Raw genomic sequence first — 16,325 nt, 5'->3', positions numbered from 1 at the left:
CATCGGGTACGGTAACAGGCGAGCCGCGGAGGAGGCGCAAGGATGAACGGGCAGCCGATCGAAACCCTGACGTGCAGCGAGCCGAGCGCCGACCGGCCGTGCGGCGAACCGATGGCCGCGACAGCGCACCGCGCGCCGAGCGCCCTGCAGGTGGGCCCGGAGTCGGCCGCTGCGCGCATTCACGAGGCGCCCGGCGCAGGGCCGCCATGCACGGAGCCGATCGCGCCCGCGGCGTGCGCGGCGAGAGCGGCGAGAGCGGAGGAGGCGCCCGGGCCGGCGGTGGAGGAAGCCGCTGCGGCGCCGCCTGCGAGCGACGAGGGCATCGCCGTGGCCCCGGCGCGCGCGAGCGGCGCGGGGCCGCGCGAGGTCTCGCCGTCGCCGCCGAGGGCCCGCCTCGCGCGGCCGGGCGATGTCTCGCCGTCGCCGAAGGCGAGCGTCTCGGGCCCGAGGGATCTCCCGCCCCCCTCCGGCGGCCTGCCGACGCCGGATCACCTGCCCTTCTCGGCGCTGGATACGGCGGAATCAGCGCTCCGCGAGGCGCGCCTCCGTCCGATCGAACCGCTGCAGGACGCGAAGACCGCGCTCCGGGACCGGGCGCGGCAAAGCCCCGTCCTGCGGCTCGATTCCCCGGATTTCGATTGCGGCCATGTCCGGGTGCGCGAGGTGCGCGGCACCGAGGCCGTCGGCCAGCTCTTCTCGTTCGACATCGACGTCGTGTGCAGCGACGACGCCGAGCTCCCGATCGAGCAGGTGCTCGGGGCGACCGCGTCGCTCGTGTTCGAGGTCCAGGGCGCGGACGAACGGACCGTGTACGGGATGATCGCCGCGATCGAGGACGGGCACGAGACCGAGACCGCCTTCCGCTCCTACCGGCTCCGGCTCGTGCCGCGGGCGTTCCGCGCGACGCTCGTGGAGCTCCAGCAGGTCTTCCTCGACATCAGCGTGCCGGAGCTCATCCAGCAGAAGCTCGCGATGGTGGGGCTCGGGCCCGACGACGTGATGATGCGCCTCTACCGCGCTCACCCGGACCGGGAGATGATCGTCCAGTACAAGGAGACGGATCTGGCCTTCATCTCGCGGCTCGCCGAGCACCTCGGGATCTCCTTCTTCTTCGAGCACGAGTCGGGGCGCGACGTGATGGTCTTCACCGACGAGCAGACGGGCTTCCAGCCGCTGCCGGGCGGCGACGCGGTGGTGTTCCGGACGCGGGGCGAGCGGCGCGACGTGTTCGAGCTCAAGGAGCAGGCCAGGGCCTTCCCCGCGACGTACGTCATGCAGGAGTACAACTACCGGGCTCCCAGGCTCGATCTCACGGCAGCGCACGAGTCGGCGGCGGGCCTCGGGGGCGGGGTGGTCGAGGTCGGCGCCCATCACAAGACGCCGGAGGAGGGCCAGCTGCTGGCGCAGATCCGCGCCGAGGAGCGCGCCTCATCGGGCCGCTATTTCGAGTGCCGGAGCGACGAGCTCCGGCTGATCCCGGGGGCCGTCTTCGCGCTCGAGGGCCACCCGCGGCTCGACGGGCAGCGATTCCTTGTCGTGGAGGTGGAGCACCGCGCGGTGCAGCCGGTGGCCATCGAGGGCGGGGCCGGGCGCGAGGAGGAGTATGTCAATCGCGCGCGGCTTGTGCGCGCCGAGCAGGCTTATCGCCCCCCGCGGGCGACGCCGCGACCGAAGATCCACGGGGTGGTGACGGCGCTCGTCGAGCCGCTCCCGGACGGGGAGATCGGGCAGACGTCGCCGATCGACGAGCAGGGGCGCTACCGGGTGCGCTTCCATTTCGACGCGGGGGATCCCGCGTCCCGCGCGTTCCCCTCGCGGCTCGTGCGGATGATCCAGCCGCACGCCGGGCCGAACTACGGCGTCCATTTCCCGCTCAAGCCCGGGATCGAGGTGCTGATGGTCTTCGTGGACGGAGACCCCGATCGGCCGATGATCGTGGGCGCCGCGCCCAACCCGATCACGCCGTCGCCGGTGACCCGGGAGGTGAGCCTGATGCACCGGATCGAGACGTCGACCGGCATCCTCATCGAGATGAGGGACTGCCCGCCGCGAGGATGACGCCGCGCGCGCCCCCGTGCGGCCCGAGCGACGCTCAGCGCTTGCGGGTGGCGCGGCTGCTCAGCCGGCTGATCGCGTCGCCTGCGGCCCAGGCGACGCGGGCGGCCGCGTTGAGCGAGCGGACCACCGCCTCGGGCACCTGCGCGATCAGCCGCTCGAGATCGACGGGGCCGTCGATCGACGGCAGGAGCTGCTCCATCAGCTCGGCGAACAGGTCGTACTTGCGCGACAGGTCGTCGAGCCGCGCGCGCATCGCGTCGGCCTCCGGGCCCTCTGCGTCGCCGAGCAGCGCGAGCGCGCGCCGCGCGAGGGCGCGCTTGTCCTGCACCACGCGGCGCAGGCGGCCGAGGTAGGCGCCGACGATCACGTCGGGGTACTTGCCGCGCAGCGCGAACGAGTCGTGCCGCGCGCCCGACTCCCGCCGGCGCTCGATGATCCCGGCCGCCTCGAGGCCGCGCAGGTTCGCGAAGATGTTGCTCTTGGAGCGGCCGAGCTCCTGGCTGAGCTCATCCATCGAGCGCGGCACGTCCGCCAGGTAGAGGGCCGCGACGACCTGCCCTCCGAGCCGGGTGATGCCGGGGAACGAGGCCGCGATCTCGGCGCCGACCCCCTCGAGCAGCGCCTTTCGCGCGGCCGTGACCCGCTCGTCCGAGGCTCGGCCGTCGCCCCCTTCGCTCGCTGCGGGCGGCTGCGGCGGATGCGCGGTCGGCGACGTCGGCCTGCGGGCGGTCATGATGGGTGACTCACATAACGATCTTTCGGGAAAGCGCCAAGCGGCGAGCGCGCCCCGCGCTCCCGGTGCGCGCCCCGCATGCGCTCTCTGCGCGCCCCTGCGCTCCCTGCGCTCCCTGCCCGATTGCCCCGCCGCCGGAGCCCGCTCAGGAATCGTCGGTGCAGAGGCCCGCGAAGCCGCCGCGCGGCTGCCCCTTGAAGATCTCGACCGGGCACCCGCCCCAGCGCGAGACCATCTCGCCCACGTCGATGGCCAGGCTGTTCGACCAGTCCCGCGCCCCGTCGAAGCGGGCCCGGATGATCCCGTTCGGATCGATGATCCACGTCTCCGGGAAGAGCTGCGTGCCGTACTTGTCCAGCACGACCTTGGACTCGGGGTCGAAGAGGACCGGGAACGGCGGATCCCCGTTCAGGGCCACCTTGAGCGCGTCGCGCACGTCGTCCGGCCCCTCGTCGGTCGAGACCGTGAGGAGGACGATGTCGTTGCGCGACCGGGCGATCCGGCCGAGCTCCGCGAGCGCCGGCATCTCCTCGAGGCACGGGCCGCAGGTCTTGGTCCAGAAGTTCAGGAAGACCGTCTTGCCCCGGAAGGACGACAGCCGGACGGGCTTGCCGTTCATGTCCGGCAGCTCGAAGTCCGGCGCGAGCCGATCGCGGCCGGCGTACGCGGGGCGCAGCGCGCACATGGCCGTGCAGCCGGTGCTGCGCTGGTCATTCTGCGCCGCGTGCACGAAGCCGTACACGGCGACGGCAGCGACGAGGATGAAGAGGATCTGCGCGATTGTCGTCCACTTCACGGGGGTGGCCATAGCCTAGCGCGACGCGGGGTGAAAGCGGGCCGAACCGTCCCGGCGCGACAGAATGTCACCCCGGGCTGGAGAGCAGCCGCTCGAGCCGCTGCTCGTCGACGCGGTATTTCATGATCTTTCGCCCCTCCAGCTCGACCACCGGGACCTCCCAGTCGTACAGCGCTCGCTTCTCCGCGCCGGCCTCGCGGTCCAGGTCGACGACGGCGAGCTCGAACGGGAGGCGGGCGCGCACGCGCTCGAGCGCGGCGTGGGCGTCCTCGCAGAGGTGGCAGCGCTCGCGCGTGAACAGCGTCAGCCTCTTCATCGGCTCCTCCGGGGCGGCGGCCCGCCCCGCTCACCCCGCCGCGAGGAGCGGCAGGCTCTGGCGGCGCGGCGGCTCCACCCGCTGGATCTCCTCGAACGCGCGCTCGTAGTCGCGGAACGAGCCGCCCGCGTGCACCGCCTGCATCAGCGCGCGCCCCTCGGCCTCGCCGCCGGCGGCGAGCACCGCCTCGACCCACGCCCAGCGCGCGCTCGTGGCCCGCACGTCGGCGCGGCCGCGCAGCCCGCGGCGGAGCCGGTCGAGCCGCTTGTTCACGACGCCGATCCCCGCGAAGGGCGCGCCGTGGAGCGGCGTGTTGCGCTTCGGGCAGAAGGGCGCGATCCCGAGCGCGACCGGCACGATCCGGGAGAGCTCCGCGACGAACGCGACGCACTCGTCGACGTCGTCGTCGGTCTCGCCGGGGACGCCGACCATGAGGTACAGCTTGAGCCGGTTCATCCCGTGCTGCCGCGCGAGCTCGGCCGCCCGCTGGAGGTGCTTGGGCCGCGCGCGCCGCTCGAGGGTCTCGCGGACGCGCTCGCTCGTGCCGTCCATCGCCGTCGTGAGCGTCTTGTAGCCCGCGAGCCGCAGCGCCCCGACGAACTCGTCGGTCAGCCGGTCCGGCCGGAGGCTGCTCAGCCCGACCTCGCAGCCCCGCTCGGCGAGCGACCGGACCACCTCGACGATCTTCGGGTGATCGCTGACCGCGGCGCCGACGAGGCCGACGCGCCGCGCGTCCTCGGGGATGAGCTCGAGGAGGCGCTCCTTCGGGACGATGCGCATGCCGCCGTTGGTCGAGCGGCGCATCACGCAGTAGGTGCACCCGCGCGAGCAGCCCCGCTCCGCCTCGATGAGGAACATGTTCGAGAGCTCGGTCTCCTCGGCGCGGATCGGCGACCAGGCGGGCAGGAGCGCGTTGTCGCACTGGGCGACCGGGGGCATCTCGGCGCCGTGGCGCGCGGGGACGAAGACGTGGGGGACGCGCGCCAGCTCGTCGAGCGCCGCCTCGCGCGAGGGGGCCTCCCGCAGCAGGCGGAGCACGTCGACCGCCAGGGTGTCGGCCTCGCCCATGAGGATCGCGTCGGCGAACACCGCGAGCGGCAGCGGGTTCGAGAACGTGAGCGGACCGCCCGCGAGGACGAACGGATGGCGGCCGTCGCGCTCCTCCCGGAGCGCCGGCAGCCCCGCGAGCTCGAGCAGGCGGACGACCCCGGCGAGCTCGAGCTCGTAGGCCACCGAGAGCGCGATGACCGGAAAGTCGGAGAGCGGGCGGAGCCCCTCGTACGTGACCGGAGCGCTCTCCACGCCGGAGGCGCCCGGGCCCTCGTCGTCCGGCAGGAAGGCGCGCTCGCACGCCATCCCGGGCTCGGCCTGGATCATCTTGTAGATCTGGAGGAAACCGAGCGAGCTCATGCCAGCCCGGTACGGGGACGGGTAAGACAGCGCGACGCGGAAGGGCGCCTGCTTGTCGATACGACCGATCTCGCTCGCGAGCCGGCGGCGGATCGTGGTCGTCATCGCGCTACGAGACATCGACGGAGCGTCCCTCAGGGGCCGTTCAGGCGCAAGGACGCCCGGTCCGGCGCCGGGCTCGGCGGCTGGCCCGGGCGGGACCAGAGGACGCGCTCGCCGTCGGTCTCCCAGACCAGGGCGCCGCCCCGGTCCATGCGCGCGATCGCCACGCCGCGGGCCGACAGGCGGGAGAGCACCTCGGGGCTCGGGTGCCCGAAGCGGTTGCGGACGCCGCAGGACACGGCGGCGACCGAGGGGTCGACGGCCGCGAGGAGCGCCGCGCCGGTCGAGGTCCGGCTGCCGTGGTGCCCCACCTTGAGCAGGTCGGCGCGGAGCGCGGCGCCGTGGTGCGCCACGAGCGCGTCCTCGGCCTCGTGCTCCGCGTCGCCCACGAGCAGCGCGGAACGAGCCCCGTAGGTGATGCGCAGGACGAGCGAGTTGTCGTTGGCGCCGCGGTCGGGGTGGAGCTCGGGGCACGGGGCGAGCACCTCGATCGTCGCCCCCGAGAGCACCCGCGGCCTGCCGCACAGCGAGGCGGGCCGCACGATGGGCACGCCGCGCCGGCGCAGGTCCGAGAGCAGCCTGGCGTACACGGGGCCCGCGCCCTCGGCCTCGCCCTGGCCGGTGTCCCAGAGCTCGCCGACCTCCACGCCCTCGACCACGGCGGGCAGGCCCCCGAAGTGATCCGGGTGCGGGTGCGAGAGGACGACCGCGTCGAGGCGCGCGCGGCGGCGCGACCGCAAGAGCGGCCGGAGGACGCGCGCGCCCGGATCGACTGGGCTGCCCACGAAGCCGCCCGCGTCGACGAGCATCGCGCCGCCCTCGGGCAGGTCGATCAGGATGGCGTCGCCTTGCCCCACGTCGAGGACGTTGACGCGCAGCACGCCGCGCGGCGCGCCGGCGCGCACGGCGACGACCTCGAGCAGCAGCCACGCGGCGGCGCCGGCCGCGAGCGCGGCGAGCCGGCGGCCGCGCCGCTCCGCGGCCCACGCGAGCGCGATCGCGGCGGCGAGCGCGGCCAGCTGGGCGGGCGACGGCTCGGGCAGGCGCAGCACCGCGCCGGTCTCCGCCGAGGCGCGGGCGACGGCGCGCACCGCGAGCAGGGCGCCCGACCCGACGAGCGCGCACCCGCGCTCGACCGGCGGCGCCCACCAGAGCACCGCGTGCGCGAGGCAGAACGGGAGCGCCGCCAGCTCGCCGATCGGCGCGGCGACCACGTTCGCCGCCACGCCGAGCAGCGGGAACGTCTCGCCGGTCATGAGCAGCAGCGGCGCGCACCCGAACATGGCGGCGAGCGTCGTCGCGAGGGGCGCGAGGAGCTTGCGCGCCAGCGCGCGCGGCGACGCGCCGAGCCCCCCGCCCTCGGCGCCGCCGTCGCCGCGCTCTCGCTCGCCGGGGACGAGCACCGCGGCGAGCGGCCGCTGTAGCCAGAGCAGTCCTGCGGTCGCGGCCGCGGAGAGGCCGAACGAGAGATCGCACGCGACGAGCGGATCGACCGCGGCGGCGCCCGCGAGCGACAGGGCGAAGTTGCGGACGCCCACCGGACGCAGGCCCAGGAGCCGGGCGCCCATCGCGCAGCTGAGCATCGCCGCGGCGCGCATCGCCGATCCGCCGCCGCCGGCGAAGTCGGCGTAGAGCCACGCGGCCGGCACGCACAGGGCCGCGGTGATGCGGCCCGCGTCCCACCGCGCCGCGATCGGGCCGACGCGGACCAGGATCGCGCGCAGGACCGCGGCGAAGCCCGCCACCGCGAGGATCAGGTGCGTCCCCGACACCGCGAGCAGGTGCGCGAGGCCGCTCTCGCGGAAGGCGTCCTGGTCCTCGGGCGCGAGGTCGGTCTCGCCGAGCACGAGCGCGCGCCCGAGCGCGACAGCGTCGGGGTGGAACGTCGCCTCGATGCGCGCCCGCACGCGGCCCCGCGCGCGGTCGACGGCCGCCCCGATCGATCGCCCCTCCACGGTCCGCCGCGCGTCGACGATCGTCCCGCTCGCGACGATCCCGCTCCGCGCGATCGCGGCGGTCGCGTCGCGGAGCCCCTCGTTGCGGAACAGGTGGATCGGCGCGAGGTCCACGACGATCTCGAGCCGGTCTCCGCGCGCGAGATCCAGCGGCGCCCCGTAGAGGCGCGCCCGGAGCGGCCCCGGCAGCGCTCGCCCGCCGCACGTCCCGCCGGTGAGCTCCACGTCGATGCGCGAGGCCGGCGCCTCGCCCGCCTGCCGCTGCGCCGCCCCGACCACGACGGGCGAGCTGACGATCGCGGCCGCCACCTCGCAGCGCGCCGGCGGCTGCAGCAGCGCGGCGGCGCCATCGTAGAGGCCGCCCGCGCCGTCGAGCAGCGCGCGGGCGCGGAGGCCGCCGGCGACGAGCGCCACCGCGGCGGCGGCGAGCGCCGCGTGGCCGGCCCGGCGGCGGAGCACCGCCGCGGCGAGCGCCGCGCCGAGCGCCGTGGCCAGCGGAGAGAGAGCGAGCGGCGCGCCCGCGGCGAGCGCGAGCCCGAAGAGCAGGACCGGGTCGATCACGGCCGCACCGCCCCGCAACACCCGGACCGCGCACGTTTTCACGGCTTTTCACGACGGAGCCGGCCGCCGTGCCCCTGGCGCCGCCATGGCGGATCCGGGGTTCGTCGGTTACCTGATGAGTCTGAAAGGCCTCTGAAACGGCCTCTTGATGTGGTGCATGCAACGAGTTGAATCGCTCATCGCGCCGGGCGCGCGTGCATGACCGCACATTCCCCTCTAGAATCATCTGCTCGGCGCGGCGTCTCGCGGCTCGCACCTACATTGCAGTACTTGGAGGCTCTCGATGTCGTTTTGCTCGCCCAGAGTCACCTTGATTCTTGCCCTGGGACTCACTTCAACAGCGTGCAGCTCGGCCCTGGAGGAGCCCCCTGACGAGACCGGAGAGACGCGCGATGCCATCCGGGACGGCTATCTGGACAACGGCGACAGGGCCGTCGTGGGCATCTACAACGCTGAGATCGGCGCGATCTGTACCGGTAGCCTGATCGCCCCGAACGTGGTGCTGACGGCCCGGCACTGCGTATCGGACATGGCCAATGAGCTCGACGGTCAGATCACCTGCCGCTCCACGACGTTCACGAATACGCACCTGGCGCGGCGGATCTTCGTGACGACCGACGCCGAGATCGGCACGTCCTCGCACTATTACGGCGGCAGCGAGCTCGTGCTGCTCCCCGGCAGCGGGGCGGACAGCTTCTGCGGCAACGATCAGGCGATCCTGATCCTGGACGAGCTGATCCCGGAGAGCGAGGCCGTGCCGCTCGTGCCGCGCGTCGATGTGCCGCTCGCGGAGGGCGAGGAGTATTATGCGGTCGGCTTCGGGGCGACGAACGACATGAGCACCGGCGCGGGCCTGCGGCGACGCCGCGACAAACTCTTCATCGACTGCGTGTCCGACGGCTGCCCGGCGTCCATGGTGAAGCCGACCGAGTGGGTCGGGGACACGGGCATCTGCGAGGGGGACTCGGGCGGGCCCAGCCTCGATCTGATGCACCGCGTGATCGGCGTGACCTCGCGCGGGGCCGAGCGCTGCGAGTATCCGATTTACGGCTATGTGTACGGCTGGGCGGAATGGATCAAGGAGGCGACCCTGCGTGCCGCCGAGCTCGGAGGGTACGAGGCGCCCCGCTGGGCGACCGGCTTCCCCACCGATCCCGTCTACTCGGCGGAGGTCGGCGCCGCCTGCGAGCAGCCGGAGCAGTGCTTGACGAACGCTTGCCTCGACGGCTACTGCACCCGCCCGTGCAGCGAGATCGCGACGTGCCCGAGCGGCTACAGCTGCAACGAAGAGCTCGGCTTCTGCGCGAAGCTCCCGGAGCCGCCGCCCGAGGACGACGGTGGAGACGACGGCGCCGGTGAGGACGACGCATCGAGCGGGTCGTGCAGCATCCACTCGAGGCCTGACCCGACAAAGCCGGTCCCCTGGCTGCTCGGCGCGGCGGGCCTGGGCGCCGTGGCGAGCCTGCGGCGGCGCCGCCGGGACCGGCTTGGCTGAAGGGCGAAGCGCGTCTTCTTCTCGCGCGCGGGGCACCGCGCTCGGGCGGCGAGCAGCGCTCGCGGCGCTCGCCGCGGTCGCGCTCGCGGCGTGCGGGCGCCGGGTCCCGGCGGCGCAGGGCGGAGCGCGCGTCGTCTCCCTGTCGCCGAGCACCACCGAGGCGGTCTGCGCGATCGGGGCCGGCGCGGCGCTCGTCGGCCGCTCCCGCCACTGCGACCACCCGCCCGAGGTGCTCCGCCTGCCCAGCGTCGGCGGCTACGCCGATCCGAGCATCGAGGCGATCATCGCGCTCTCGCCGACCCTCGTCGTCGGCGCCCGCGGCCCCGCGGGGCCGGCGCTGGACGAGACGCTGCGCGGGCACGGGATCGCGACCTGCTTCCCCGAGACCGAGTCGCTCGCCCAGATCGAGACGATGCTCGCGGAGCTCGGCCAGCGGCTCGACGCGGCCCCCGGCGCCGAGCAAGCGATCGGCCGGATCCGCGCCCGCCGCCAGGCGGTCGAGCAGGCCGTGAAGGGGATGCCGCGCGTCCGGGTCGCCATGCTGTTCGATATCTCACCCATCTTCGCCGCGGGTCCCGGCAGCTTCGCCGATGAGCTCCTCCGGCTCGCCGGCGGCGAGAACGTGATCGTCCGCGGCGGCGCCTACCCGTCGATCAGCGTCGAGCACCTGCTCGCGCTGGATCCCGATGTGCTGCTCGACGGCACCGGCGAGGCCGGCGGGCAGGGCGCCTCCAGGCTGGCGATGCTCCGGGACGCGCTCGGCTGGAGATCCCTGCGCGCCGTGCGCGAGGGGCGCGTGCGCCCGCTCCGCACCGACGTCGTGCTGCGCCCGGGCCCGCGCATCGGCGACGGGCTCGCCGCCGTCGCCCGGGCGCTCCACGGCGACGCGCTGGCGCTCTCCGACGCGGCGGCCGTCCCCGGCCCCCGGGGCGGCGGCGCGGCCTCCGCGCCCCCTTCGCCCCCGAGGGTGCCGTGACCCGCGTCCGCGCCGACGCGCTGCTCGTCGCCCGGAAGCTCGCCGGCTCGCGCACCGAGGCGCAGGCGCTGATCATGGCCGGCAAGGTCACCTCGGGGCCGCGCCGCATCGACAAGCCGGGCACGCTGCTCCCCGAGGACGCCGAGGTGAACGTCGCCTCGGGCCCGCGGTTCGTCTCGCGCGGCGGCGACAAGCTCGAGCACGCGCTCGCGGCCTTCGCGGCGCACGGCCTCGACGTCGCCGGCAAGACGTGCGTCGACGTGGGCGCCTCGACCGGGGGCTTCACCGACTGCTTGCTCCAGCGCGGCGCGGCGCGGGTGTTCGCGGTCGACGTCGGCTACGGCCAGCTCGCCAGCAAGCTGCGCGCCGATCCGCGCGTCGAGGTGCGCGATCGGGTCAACGCGCGCGAGCTCCAGCGGGAGGACTTCGACAGCCCCATCGATCTCGTCGTCGTCGACGCGTCCTTCATCAGCATCTCCCGGCTCATCGACGCGATCGCCCGCCTGCTCCGCCCCTCGGGCGACCTCGTCGCGCTGATCAAGCCGCAGTTCGAGGCGGGCCGCGAGGCCGCCGCCCGCGGGCGCGGCGTCATCCGTGACGAGGCGACCCGCCTCGCGGCGATCGCCGAGGCGCGCCAGGCCATCGAGGCCGCGGGCTTCTCGGTCGTCGGCGAGGCCGACAGCGCCGTGCGCGGGCCGAAGGGGAACCTCGAGCACTTCGTCCATGCGCGCCGCGCCGGCTAGCCTCGCTCCGCCCCGCGCCGGCTCGCCCCGCGCCGGCTAGCCCCCGCGCGGGGCGGAGCGAGGCTAGCCGGCGGAATCCGTGGAGAATCGAACACTTGAGACGACCCGCGCCGAGCGCTACGCGGCCCGACATAGCTGACGTGCCGCGTGGACAATGGTAGACGCGATGAGTACACGCGCTCTGGGCCGCTGCGTGGGCGGCCTGGCCACCGGCGGGCGACCCACACGCGAGGCGACCCGGCGACAGGGAGGACGACAACATGCTCGGACGACGGGGTTTGGTGAGGATGATCGCCGGGGCGCTCGCGCTGAGCGCGATGGCGCTCGGGTGCGGCAAGACGGGCGAGGGTTCGGGCGGCGACCCGGCCAAGCACGCGAAGGACGACCCCGAGTGGAAGGTCGGCGCCTACTTCAGCCTCTCGGGCGAGGAGACGGCGTTCGGCGTCGACTCGAAGGAGGGTATCGATCTCGCCATCGACGAGATCAACAAGGCGGGCGGGGTCAAGGGCAAGCCGATCAACGTCCTCTACGAGGACAACAAGTCGAAGCCCGAGGAGGCGACCAACAAGGTCCTGCAGCTCATCGACCGCGATCACGTGCTCGCCCTCCTCGGCGAGGTCGCCTCGTCCCGGTCGCGCGCCGGCGGCATCGTCGCCAACAAGAAGAAGGTGCCGATGATCTCGCCGTCGTCCACGAACCCGGACGTGACGAAGGTCGGCCCCTTCGTGTTCCGCGCCTGCTTCACGGACGACGTGCAGGGCCAGATGGGCGCGCAGTTCATCGTGAACACGCTCGGCAAGAAGAAGGTGGGGCTCTTCTTCGCCTCCGACGACCTCTACTCGTCGGGCCTCGCCAACGAGTTCCGCGCCGAGGTGAAGCGCCTAGGCGGCGAGATCGTCATGGAGAAGAGCTTCCTCAAGAAGGAGACCAACTTCACGACGTACATCAACGAGCTCAAGTCGGCGAACCCCGAGATGATCTACGCGCCGATCTATTACACGAGCATGGCCCCCATCGCGCGCCAGGCCAAGGCCGCGGGCGTGCCGGGGAACCTGTTCGTCGGCACCGACGGGTGGGACGCGAACGAGCTTTTGCGCGACGCAGCCGAGGAGCTCGAAGGCGCGTACTTCACGAACCACTACGCGCCGGACGTCCCCTGGCCCAACTCGCAGGCGTTCGTGAAGAAGTACAAGGAGCGGTACAACCGCACGCCGTCGAGCATCGCGGCGCAGGGCTACGACGCGGCCAGGCTGCTCGCCGACGCGATGGGCCGCGCCAAGGCGATGACGCCGGACGACATCCGGCAGGCCATCCAGGACACAAAGGGTTTCCAGGGGGCGACGGGGGTCATCACCATCGACGCGAATCGCAACGCCGACAAGCCGGTCGTGATTGTCCGGATCAAGGACAAGCAGTTTACCTACTACGCCACGGTCAACGAGAAGGCCGCGAAGCAGTAGTGGTCGTGCCCGCGCGCTCGCTCGACGCGCGGTGAAGGGATCTCCATGGAGAAGATCGTGAGTGCCCTGATCACGGGGCTCGCCCAGGGGTCGATGATCGCCCTCGTCGCCCTCGGCTACACGATGGTTTACGGCATCCTCAAGCTCATCAACTTCGCTCATAGCGAGGTCTTCATGATGGGCGCCTTCGCCGGGCTCTTCGGCATCGCGGCGTTCGGCGCCCAGGACGCGCCGCTGTTCGCGGGCGTGGCCGGCACCCTCTGCGCGATGGCCTTCACGGCGGTCCTCGGGGTCGTGGTCGAGAAGGTGGCTTACGCGCCGCTGCGATCGCGCGGGCGGGGCCTCACGAACACCCGGATCACGCCGCTCGTCACGGCGCTCGCGATGAGCGTCCTTCTCCAGAACCTGGCGCAGCTCCTCTTCACCGCCCGCTACCGCGGCTATCCTCAGCTCCTGCCGATCGAGCACACGCGCACGGTGATCTTCGTCACCTCGATCCTCGTGATGATCGGCCTGGAGCTGCTCGTGCGGCGCACCTGGACGGGCAAGGCGATGCGCGCGCTGAGCGTGAACGTCGAGGCCGCCCGGCTGATGGGCATCCGCACGAGCCGCATCATCGCGCTCACCTTCGTCACGGGCTCGATGCTCGCGGCGGTGGGCGCGGTGCTCTACTGCCTCGATCAGTCGCAGGTGTACCCCACGATGGGCGTGGTGATCGGCAACCGCGCCTTCGTGGCGGCGGTCATCGGCGGCATCGGCAACATCACGGGCGCGATGCTCGGGGGCATGCTGATCGGGATCATCGGCGAGATGACGAAGCTCACGCCCTACTCCGGCTTGCAGGACGTCCTCGTGTTCGCGGTGCTGATCGCGGTGCTGCTCGTGAAGCCGACCGGGCTGCTCGGCACGACCGGGACCGAGAAGGTGTAGCGCTGCGCTGGCGCGTCGGCCGGCGATCGGCCGACGCGCCGGCACGCCGCTCGTCGCTGCGGTATGCTCGGCGCATGCGACGCCTCGCTCTCGTCGTGCCGCTCTCGCTGCTCGCGGCGTGCGCCGCGACACCCCCTGCCAACTGGGCCCGCGGCGGCGCGCTGCTCGACATCCCGCGGGCGCGCTGGGTCCACGGGAACCTCGCGGTCGACATCGCGCCGGACGGCAAGATCTTCGTGAACGGCGAGCACCAGCTGAGCGTGGATCGCGGCGGGCGGGTGTTCGGTCTGGAGGCCGAGCCGCTGGCGCTGCTCGAGCCGGACGGCCGGGTCATTGGCCCGAACGACGACGCGCTGGGCCAGGTCGGCGTGCTGCACGCGTCGCTGCCGGGCGAGGCGAACGCGTGGCTCACGGTCGCCCAGAGCGGCGCGGTGATCCGCTATGCGGAGGAGGGCGAGCGGGAGCCGTTCGGCGTCTGGCTGGGGTGCGAGGTGACGCCGCGCGCGCACCAGACCTGCACGCTGATCACGCACCTGCTCGGGATGCGCATCCGCAAGCTGGAGCGGCAGACCACGACGGCGCCGGTGGGGGTGGGGCTCGGCAGCGGCTTCGGGTTCGGGGCGGGATCGCCTTTCCCCTGAGCTATCGTCGCCCAGGCGCGTGCCTGGTTGCGCGAGAGGTCTTGCCGAGCTGCCCGGCCCGAAGAGGCCCTGTTCGTCGCGCGGCGCGGGGGCCCCGCCGGACTCGCCTGAGCCATCTATCCTCCGGCAGAGCCGGAGGATAGATGGCAATTGGGCTCAGACATCGGCCCTCCCCGCGCCGCGCGACGAACAGGGCCTCTTCGAGCCTACCGTCTTCGCGGAGCCAATATACCTCCTCATGACTCGGTGCGAGAGCGCTTATGGAGCAGCCGCGGCCCGCAGGCGGATGTCCCTCGCCAGCTTCAGCAGCGGCCCGCACCGCGCTCAGCGTCGTCTTGGCTGCCGCCTCTTCTTCGCGCCGCCCCGCCCCCCCGGCGGCGGTTGCTCCACCCCCTCCCCAGCCCCCTGGGCTCGCGCCAACGCGCGGGAGAGCTCCGGAAGCAGATCGTTGCGATCGAGCGCCTCCTCCAGCATGCGCAGCGTGCTGCGGACGAGATCCAGCTTCACGTCCTTGCGAGCGGCAGCGATCGCGACCACGTCCTCGATGTCTTTCGGCCGACCAGCAAGGATCTTCATCACGATCACGTCCTCGGCACAGGCGACGGGAACCCGGATCCCGTCGAGGTCGTGCAGCTGCGCGCGTTGCAGGAACAGCTCTTCGAGCCCAGGCCCCGCGAGGACGACATCCGCGGCGATGCCCGTCGCGAGGTGAAGCACGGGGAGCACCCGCGTCCGATGCGTGAACGCGATGTCCTCGACGCGCATCTGGAAACCAGCCGTCTTGAGCGCCTCGGCCAGCACCTCGGGGTCCCTCTCCTGGAGGTCCACGGTGACATCGACGTCGGCCGTGAGCCGCGCCGCGCCGTGAAGCAGCGCCGCTTGCGCTCCGAACAGGTACCAGCCGACGCCGAGCTGGGAGAAGACGTCGGCGAGCGCCCCGAGAAGCTCAACGAACGGCGAACGCACCAGCCGCTCGTTCAAGCAGACGTTTCAGCTCGATGTGATGCGCCAGATCCTCGGCACGCTCCCGTTCCGTAGGGAAATCCGGACGCACGCGCCGCGCGTGGTCGTACAGCGCATGGCCAGCCTGGAGCGTCGCCTGGAAGCCCTGCTCGCGGTACGTGCGGCTCCAGTGGTCGAGCTTGCGCTGCTCGACCTCTGCTCGACTCCGCTCGGCGAAAGCTCGGATGTGGGCTGGATCCATCCTGCGCCCAGTATAACCGAGCGCCGCGCCGGGAGCCCCTCGCCGCCGCTGGAGCCGCCACGTGCGCTGCCGGAGGCCGCCCCGGTCACCCGCATCGACCGGCCGTCGACGCGCAGCCCGCGCTCACTTCAGCAGCCAGCCGAACAGCATCCTCTTCGTCGTGTCGCGGGCGACCGCGGCGAGCGAGTCGACGAGCGGGATCTCCTTCGGGCACACCTCGACGCAGTTCTGCGACTTGCCGCAATCGGAGATCCCGCCCTCGCTCATCACGGACTCCAGGCGCTCGCCCTCGTGCATCGCCCCGGAAGGGTGCATGTTGTAGAGCCGCACCAGGTTGATCGCGAAGGCGCCGACGAACTTCGTCCCATCGTTGTACTGCGGGCACGCCTCGACGCAGCAGCCGCACGTCATGCAGCGGGAGAGCGGATACCGCTCCTCCTGCCGCTCCGGCGACTCGCGTGGACCCGGGCCGAGCTCGTGCGTGCCGTCGATGTCGATCCACGCGCGGACCCGCTTCATGTCCTCGAACATCCGGCTCCGGTCGACGAGCAGGTCGCGCACGAGCGGGAACTTGGACATGGGCTCCAGCGTGATCACCTCGCCCTTCGGCGCGATCTGGTCGATGAGCGCCGAGCAGGCCTGACGGACCCGGCCGTTGACCACCATCGTGCACGAGCCGCACACCTCCTCCAGACACACCGCCTCCCAGACGACCGGAGCCACCTCCTTGCCGTCCACGGTCCGCGGATCCCGCTGGATCTGCTGCAGCGCGCTGATCACGTTCATCTGCGGCAGGTAGGGGACCTTGAACTCCTCCCAGCGCCGCGACTCCGGCCGATCCCCGGTGTCCTGCCGCCGCACGCGCAGGTGCACAAGCCGGCCCTCGCCCCGCGCCTGCGCCGGCGCCGCCGCCCCGTTCGCCTCGTCTCCGTTCGCCTTGGCCAT

General features: G+C 72.8%; 15 protein-coding genes. 7 read left to right on the top strand and 8 right to left on the bottom strand.

The annotated features are described in order from the left end of the window. The first annotated feature begins 42 nt into the window (after positions 1-42). Positions 43-2,058, top strand: coding sequence for a type VI secretion system Vgr family protein (locus WMF36_RS43380; RefSeq protein WP_437576721.1), 2,016 nt, complete (start codon positions 43-45; stop codon positions 2,056-2,058). Positions 2,059-2,092: 34 nt separating this feature from the next. On the opposite strand, the gene WMF36_RS43375 is transcribed toward WMF36_RS43380, so the two are convergent. From WMF36_RS43375 to WMF36_RS43355, 5 genes are all read right to left on the bottom strand, one after another. Beyond that, positions 2,093-2,791 (bottom strand): GbsR/MarR family transcriptional regulator, encoded by a 699-nt coding sequence (locus tag WMF36_RS43375; protein ID WP_437576720.1) that lies wholly within the window; start codon positions 2,789-2,791, stop codon positions 2,093-2,095. A 145-nt stretch (positions 2,792-2,936) separates the two neighbouring features. Further along, positions 2,937-3,587, bottom strand: a complete 651-nt coding sequence (locus WMF36_RS43370; RefSeq protein WP_437576719.1) for a TlpA family protein disulfide reductase — start codon at positions 3,585-3,587, stop codon at positions 2,937-2,939. A 67-nt stretch (positions 3,588-3,654) separates the two neighbouring features. Next, the gene (locus tag WMF36_RS43365; protein ID WP_437576718.1) at positions 3,655-3,903 is read right to left on the bottom strand and encodes a glutaredoxin family protein; all 249 of its coding nucleotides are present in this window, start codon (positions 3,901-3,903) and stop codon (positions 3,655-3,657) included. Positions 3,904-3,933: 30 nt separating this feature from the next. Further along, a complete protein-coding gene (locus tag WMF36_RS43360) occupies positions 3,934-5,418 on the bottom strand; it encodes a B12-binding domain-containing radical SAM protein (protein ID WP_437576717.1) in 1,485 nt (494 codons plus the stop codon). 29 nt (positions 5,419-5,447) lie between these two features. After that, complete coding sequence (locus tag WMF36_RS43355) at positions 5,448-7,931, bottom strand: DNA internalization-related competence protein ComEC/Rec2 (RefSeq protein ID WP_437576716.1); 2,484 nt, start codon at positions 7,929-7,931, stop codon at positions 5,448-5,450. A 310-nt stretch (positions 7,932-8,241) separates the two neighbouring features. On the opposite strand from WMF36_RS43355, the gene WMF36_RS43350 reads away from it, so the two are divergent. From WMF36_RS43350 to WMF36_RS43325, 6 genes are all read left to right on the top strand, one after another. Then, on the top strand, positions 8,242-9,426 hold the full coding sequence (locus WMF36_RS43350; protein WP_437576715.1) for a trypsin-like serine peptidase: 1,185 nt from the start codon (positions 8,242-8,244) through the stop codon (positions 9,424-9,426). After that, positions 9,419-10,402: an ABC transporter substrate-binding protein gene (locus WMF36_RS43345; RefSeq protein WP_437576714.1), complete on the top strand. Its 984-nt coding sequence runs from the start codon at positions 9,419-9,421 to the stop codon at positions 10,400-10,402. Before WMF36_RS43350 ends, WMF36_RS43345 begins: the two co-directional genes overlap by 8 nt. Continuing rightward, positions 10,399-11,145 (top strand): TlyA family RNA methyltransferase, encoded by a 747-nt coding sequence (locus WMF36_RS43340; RefSeq protein ID WP_437576713.1) that lies wholly within the window; start codon positions 10,399-10,401, stop codon positions 11,143-11,145. Before WMF36_RS43345 ends, WMF36_RS43340 begins: the two co-directional genes overlap by 4 nt. 260 nt (positions 11,146-11,405) lie before the next feature. Continuing rightward, a complete protein-coding gene (locus tag WMF36_RS43335) occupies positions 11,406-12,605 on the top strand; it encodes an ABC transporter substrate-binding protein (protein WP_437576712.1) in 1,200 nt (399 codons plus the stop codon). A gap of 57 nt (positions 12,606-12,662) precedes the next feature. After that, positions 12,663-13,535: a branched-chain amino acid ABC transporter permease gene (locus tag WMF36_RS43330; protein WP_437576711.1), complete on the top strand. Its 873-nt coding sequence runs from the start codon at positions 12,663-12,665 to the stop codon at positions 13,533-13,535. Between the two features lie 74 nt (positions 13,536-13,609). Continuing rightward, positions 13,610-14,176, top strand: a complete 567-nt coding sequence (locus WMF36_RS43325; protein ID WP_437576710.1) for a hypothetical protein — start codon at positions 13,610-13,612, stop codon at positions 14,174-14,176. 324 nt (positions 14,177-14,500) lie between these two features. Here the strand turns inward: WMF36_RS43325 and WMF36_RS43320 are convergent, their stop codons facing one another. The 3 genes from WMF36_RS43320 to sdhB form a co-directional block, all read right to left on the bottom strand. Continuing rightward, positions 14,501-15,142: a DUF6036 family nucleotidyltransferase gene (locus tag WMF36_RS43320; RefSeq protein WP_437576709.1), complete on the bottom strand. Its 642-nt coding sequence runs from the start codon at positions 15,140-15,142 to the stop codon at positions 14,501-14,503. Next, positions 15,123-15,380: a hypothetical protein gene (locus WMF36_RS43315; protein ID WP_437576708.1), complete on the bottom strand. Its 258-nt coding sequence runs from the start codon at positions 15,378-15,380 to the stop codon at positions 15,123-15,125. Before WMF36_RS43315 ends, WMF36_RS43320 begins: the two co-directional genes overlap by 20 nt. Before the next feature lie 123 nt (positions 15,381-15,503). Beyond that, entirely contained in the window at positions 15,504-16,325 is an 822-nt protein-coding gene (gene sdhB, locus WMF36_RS43310; protein WP_437576707.1) for a succinate dehydrogenase iron-sulfur subunit, read from the bottom strand.

Origin of the sequence: Sorangium sp. So ce887 (assembly GCF_051521455.1) — a bacterium.
Classification (GTDB): Bacteria; Myxococcota_A; Polyangia; order Polyangiales; family Polyangiaceae; genus Sorangium.
This window is presented reverse-complemented; position numbering and strand designations above follow the sequence as displayed.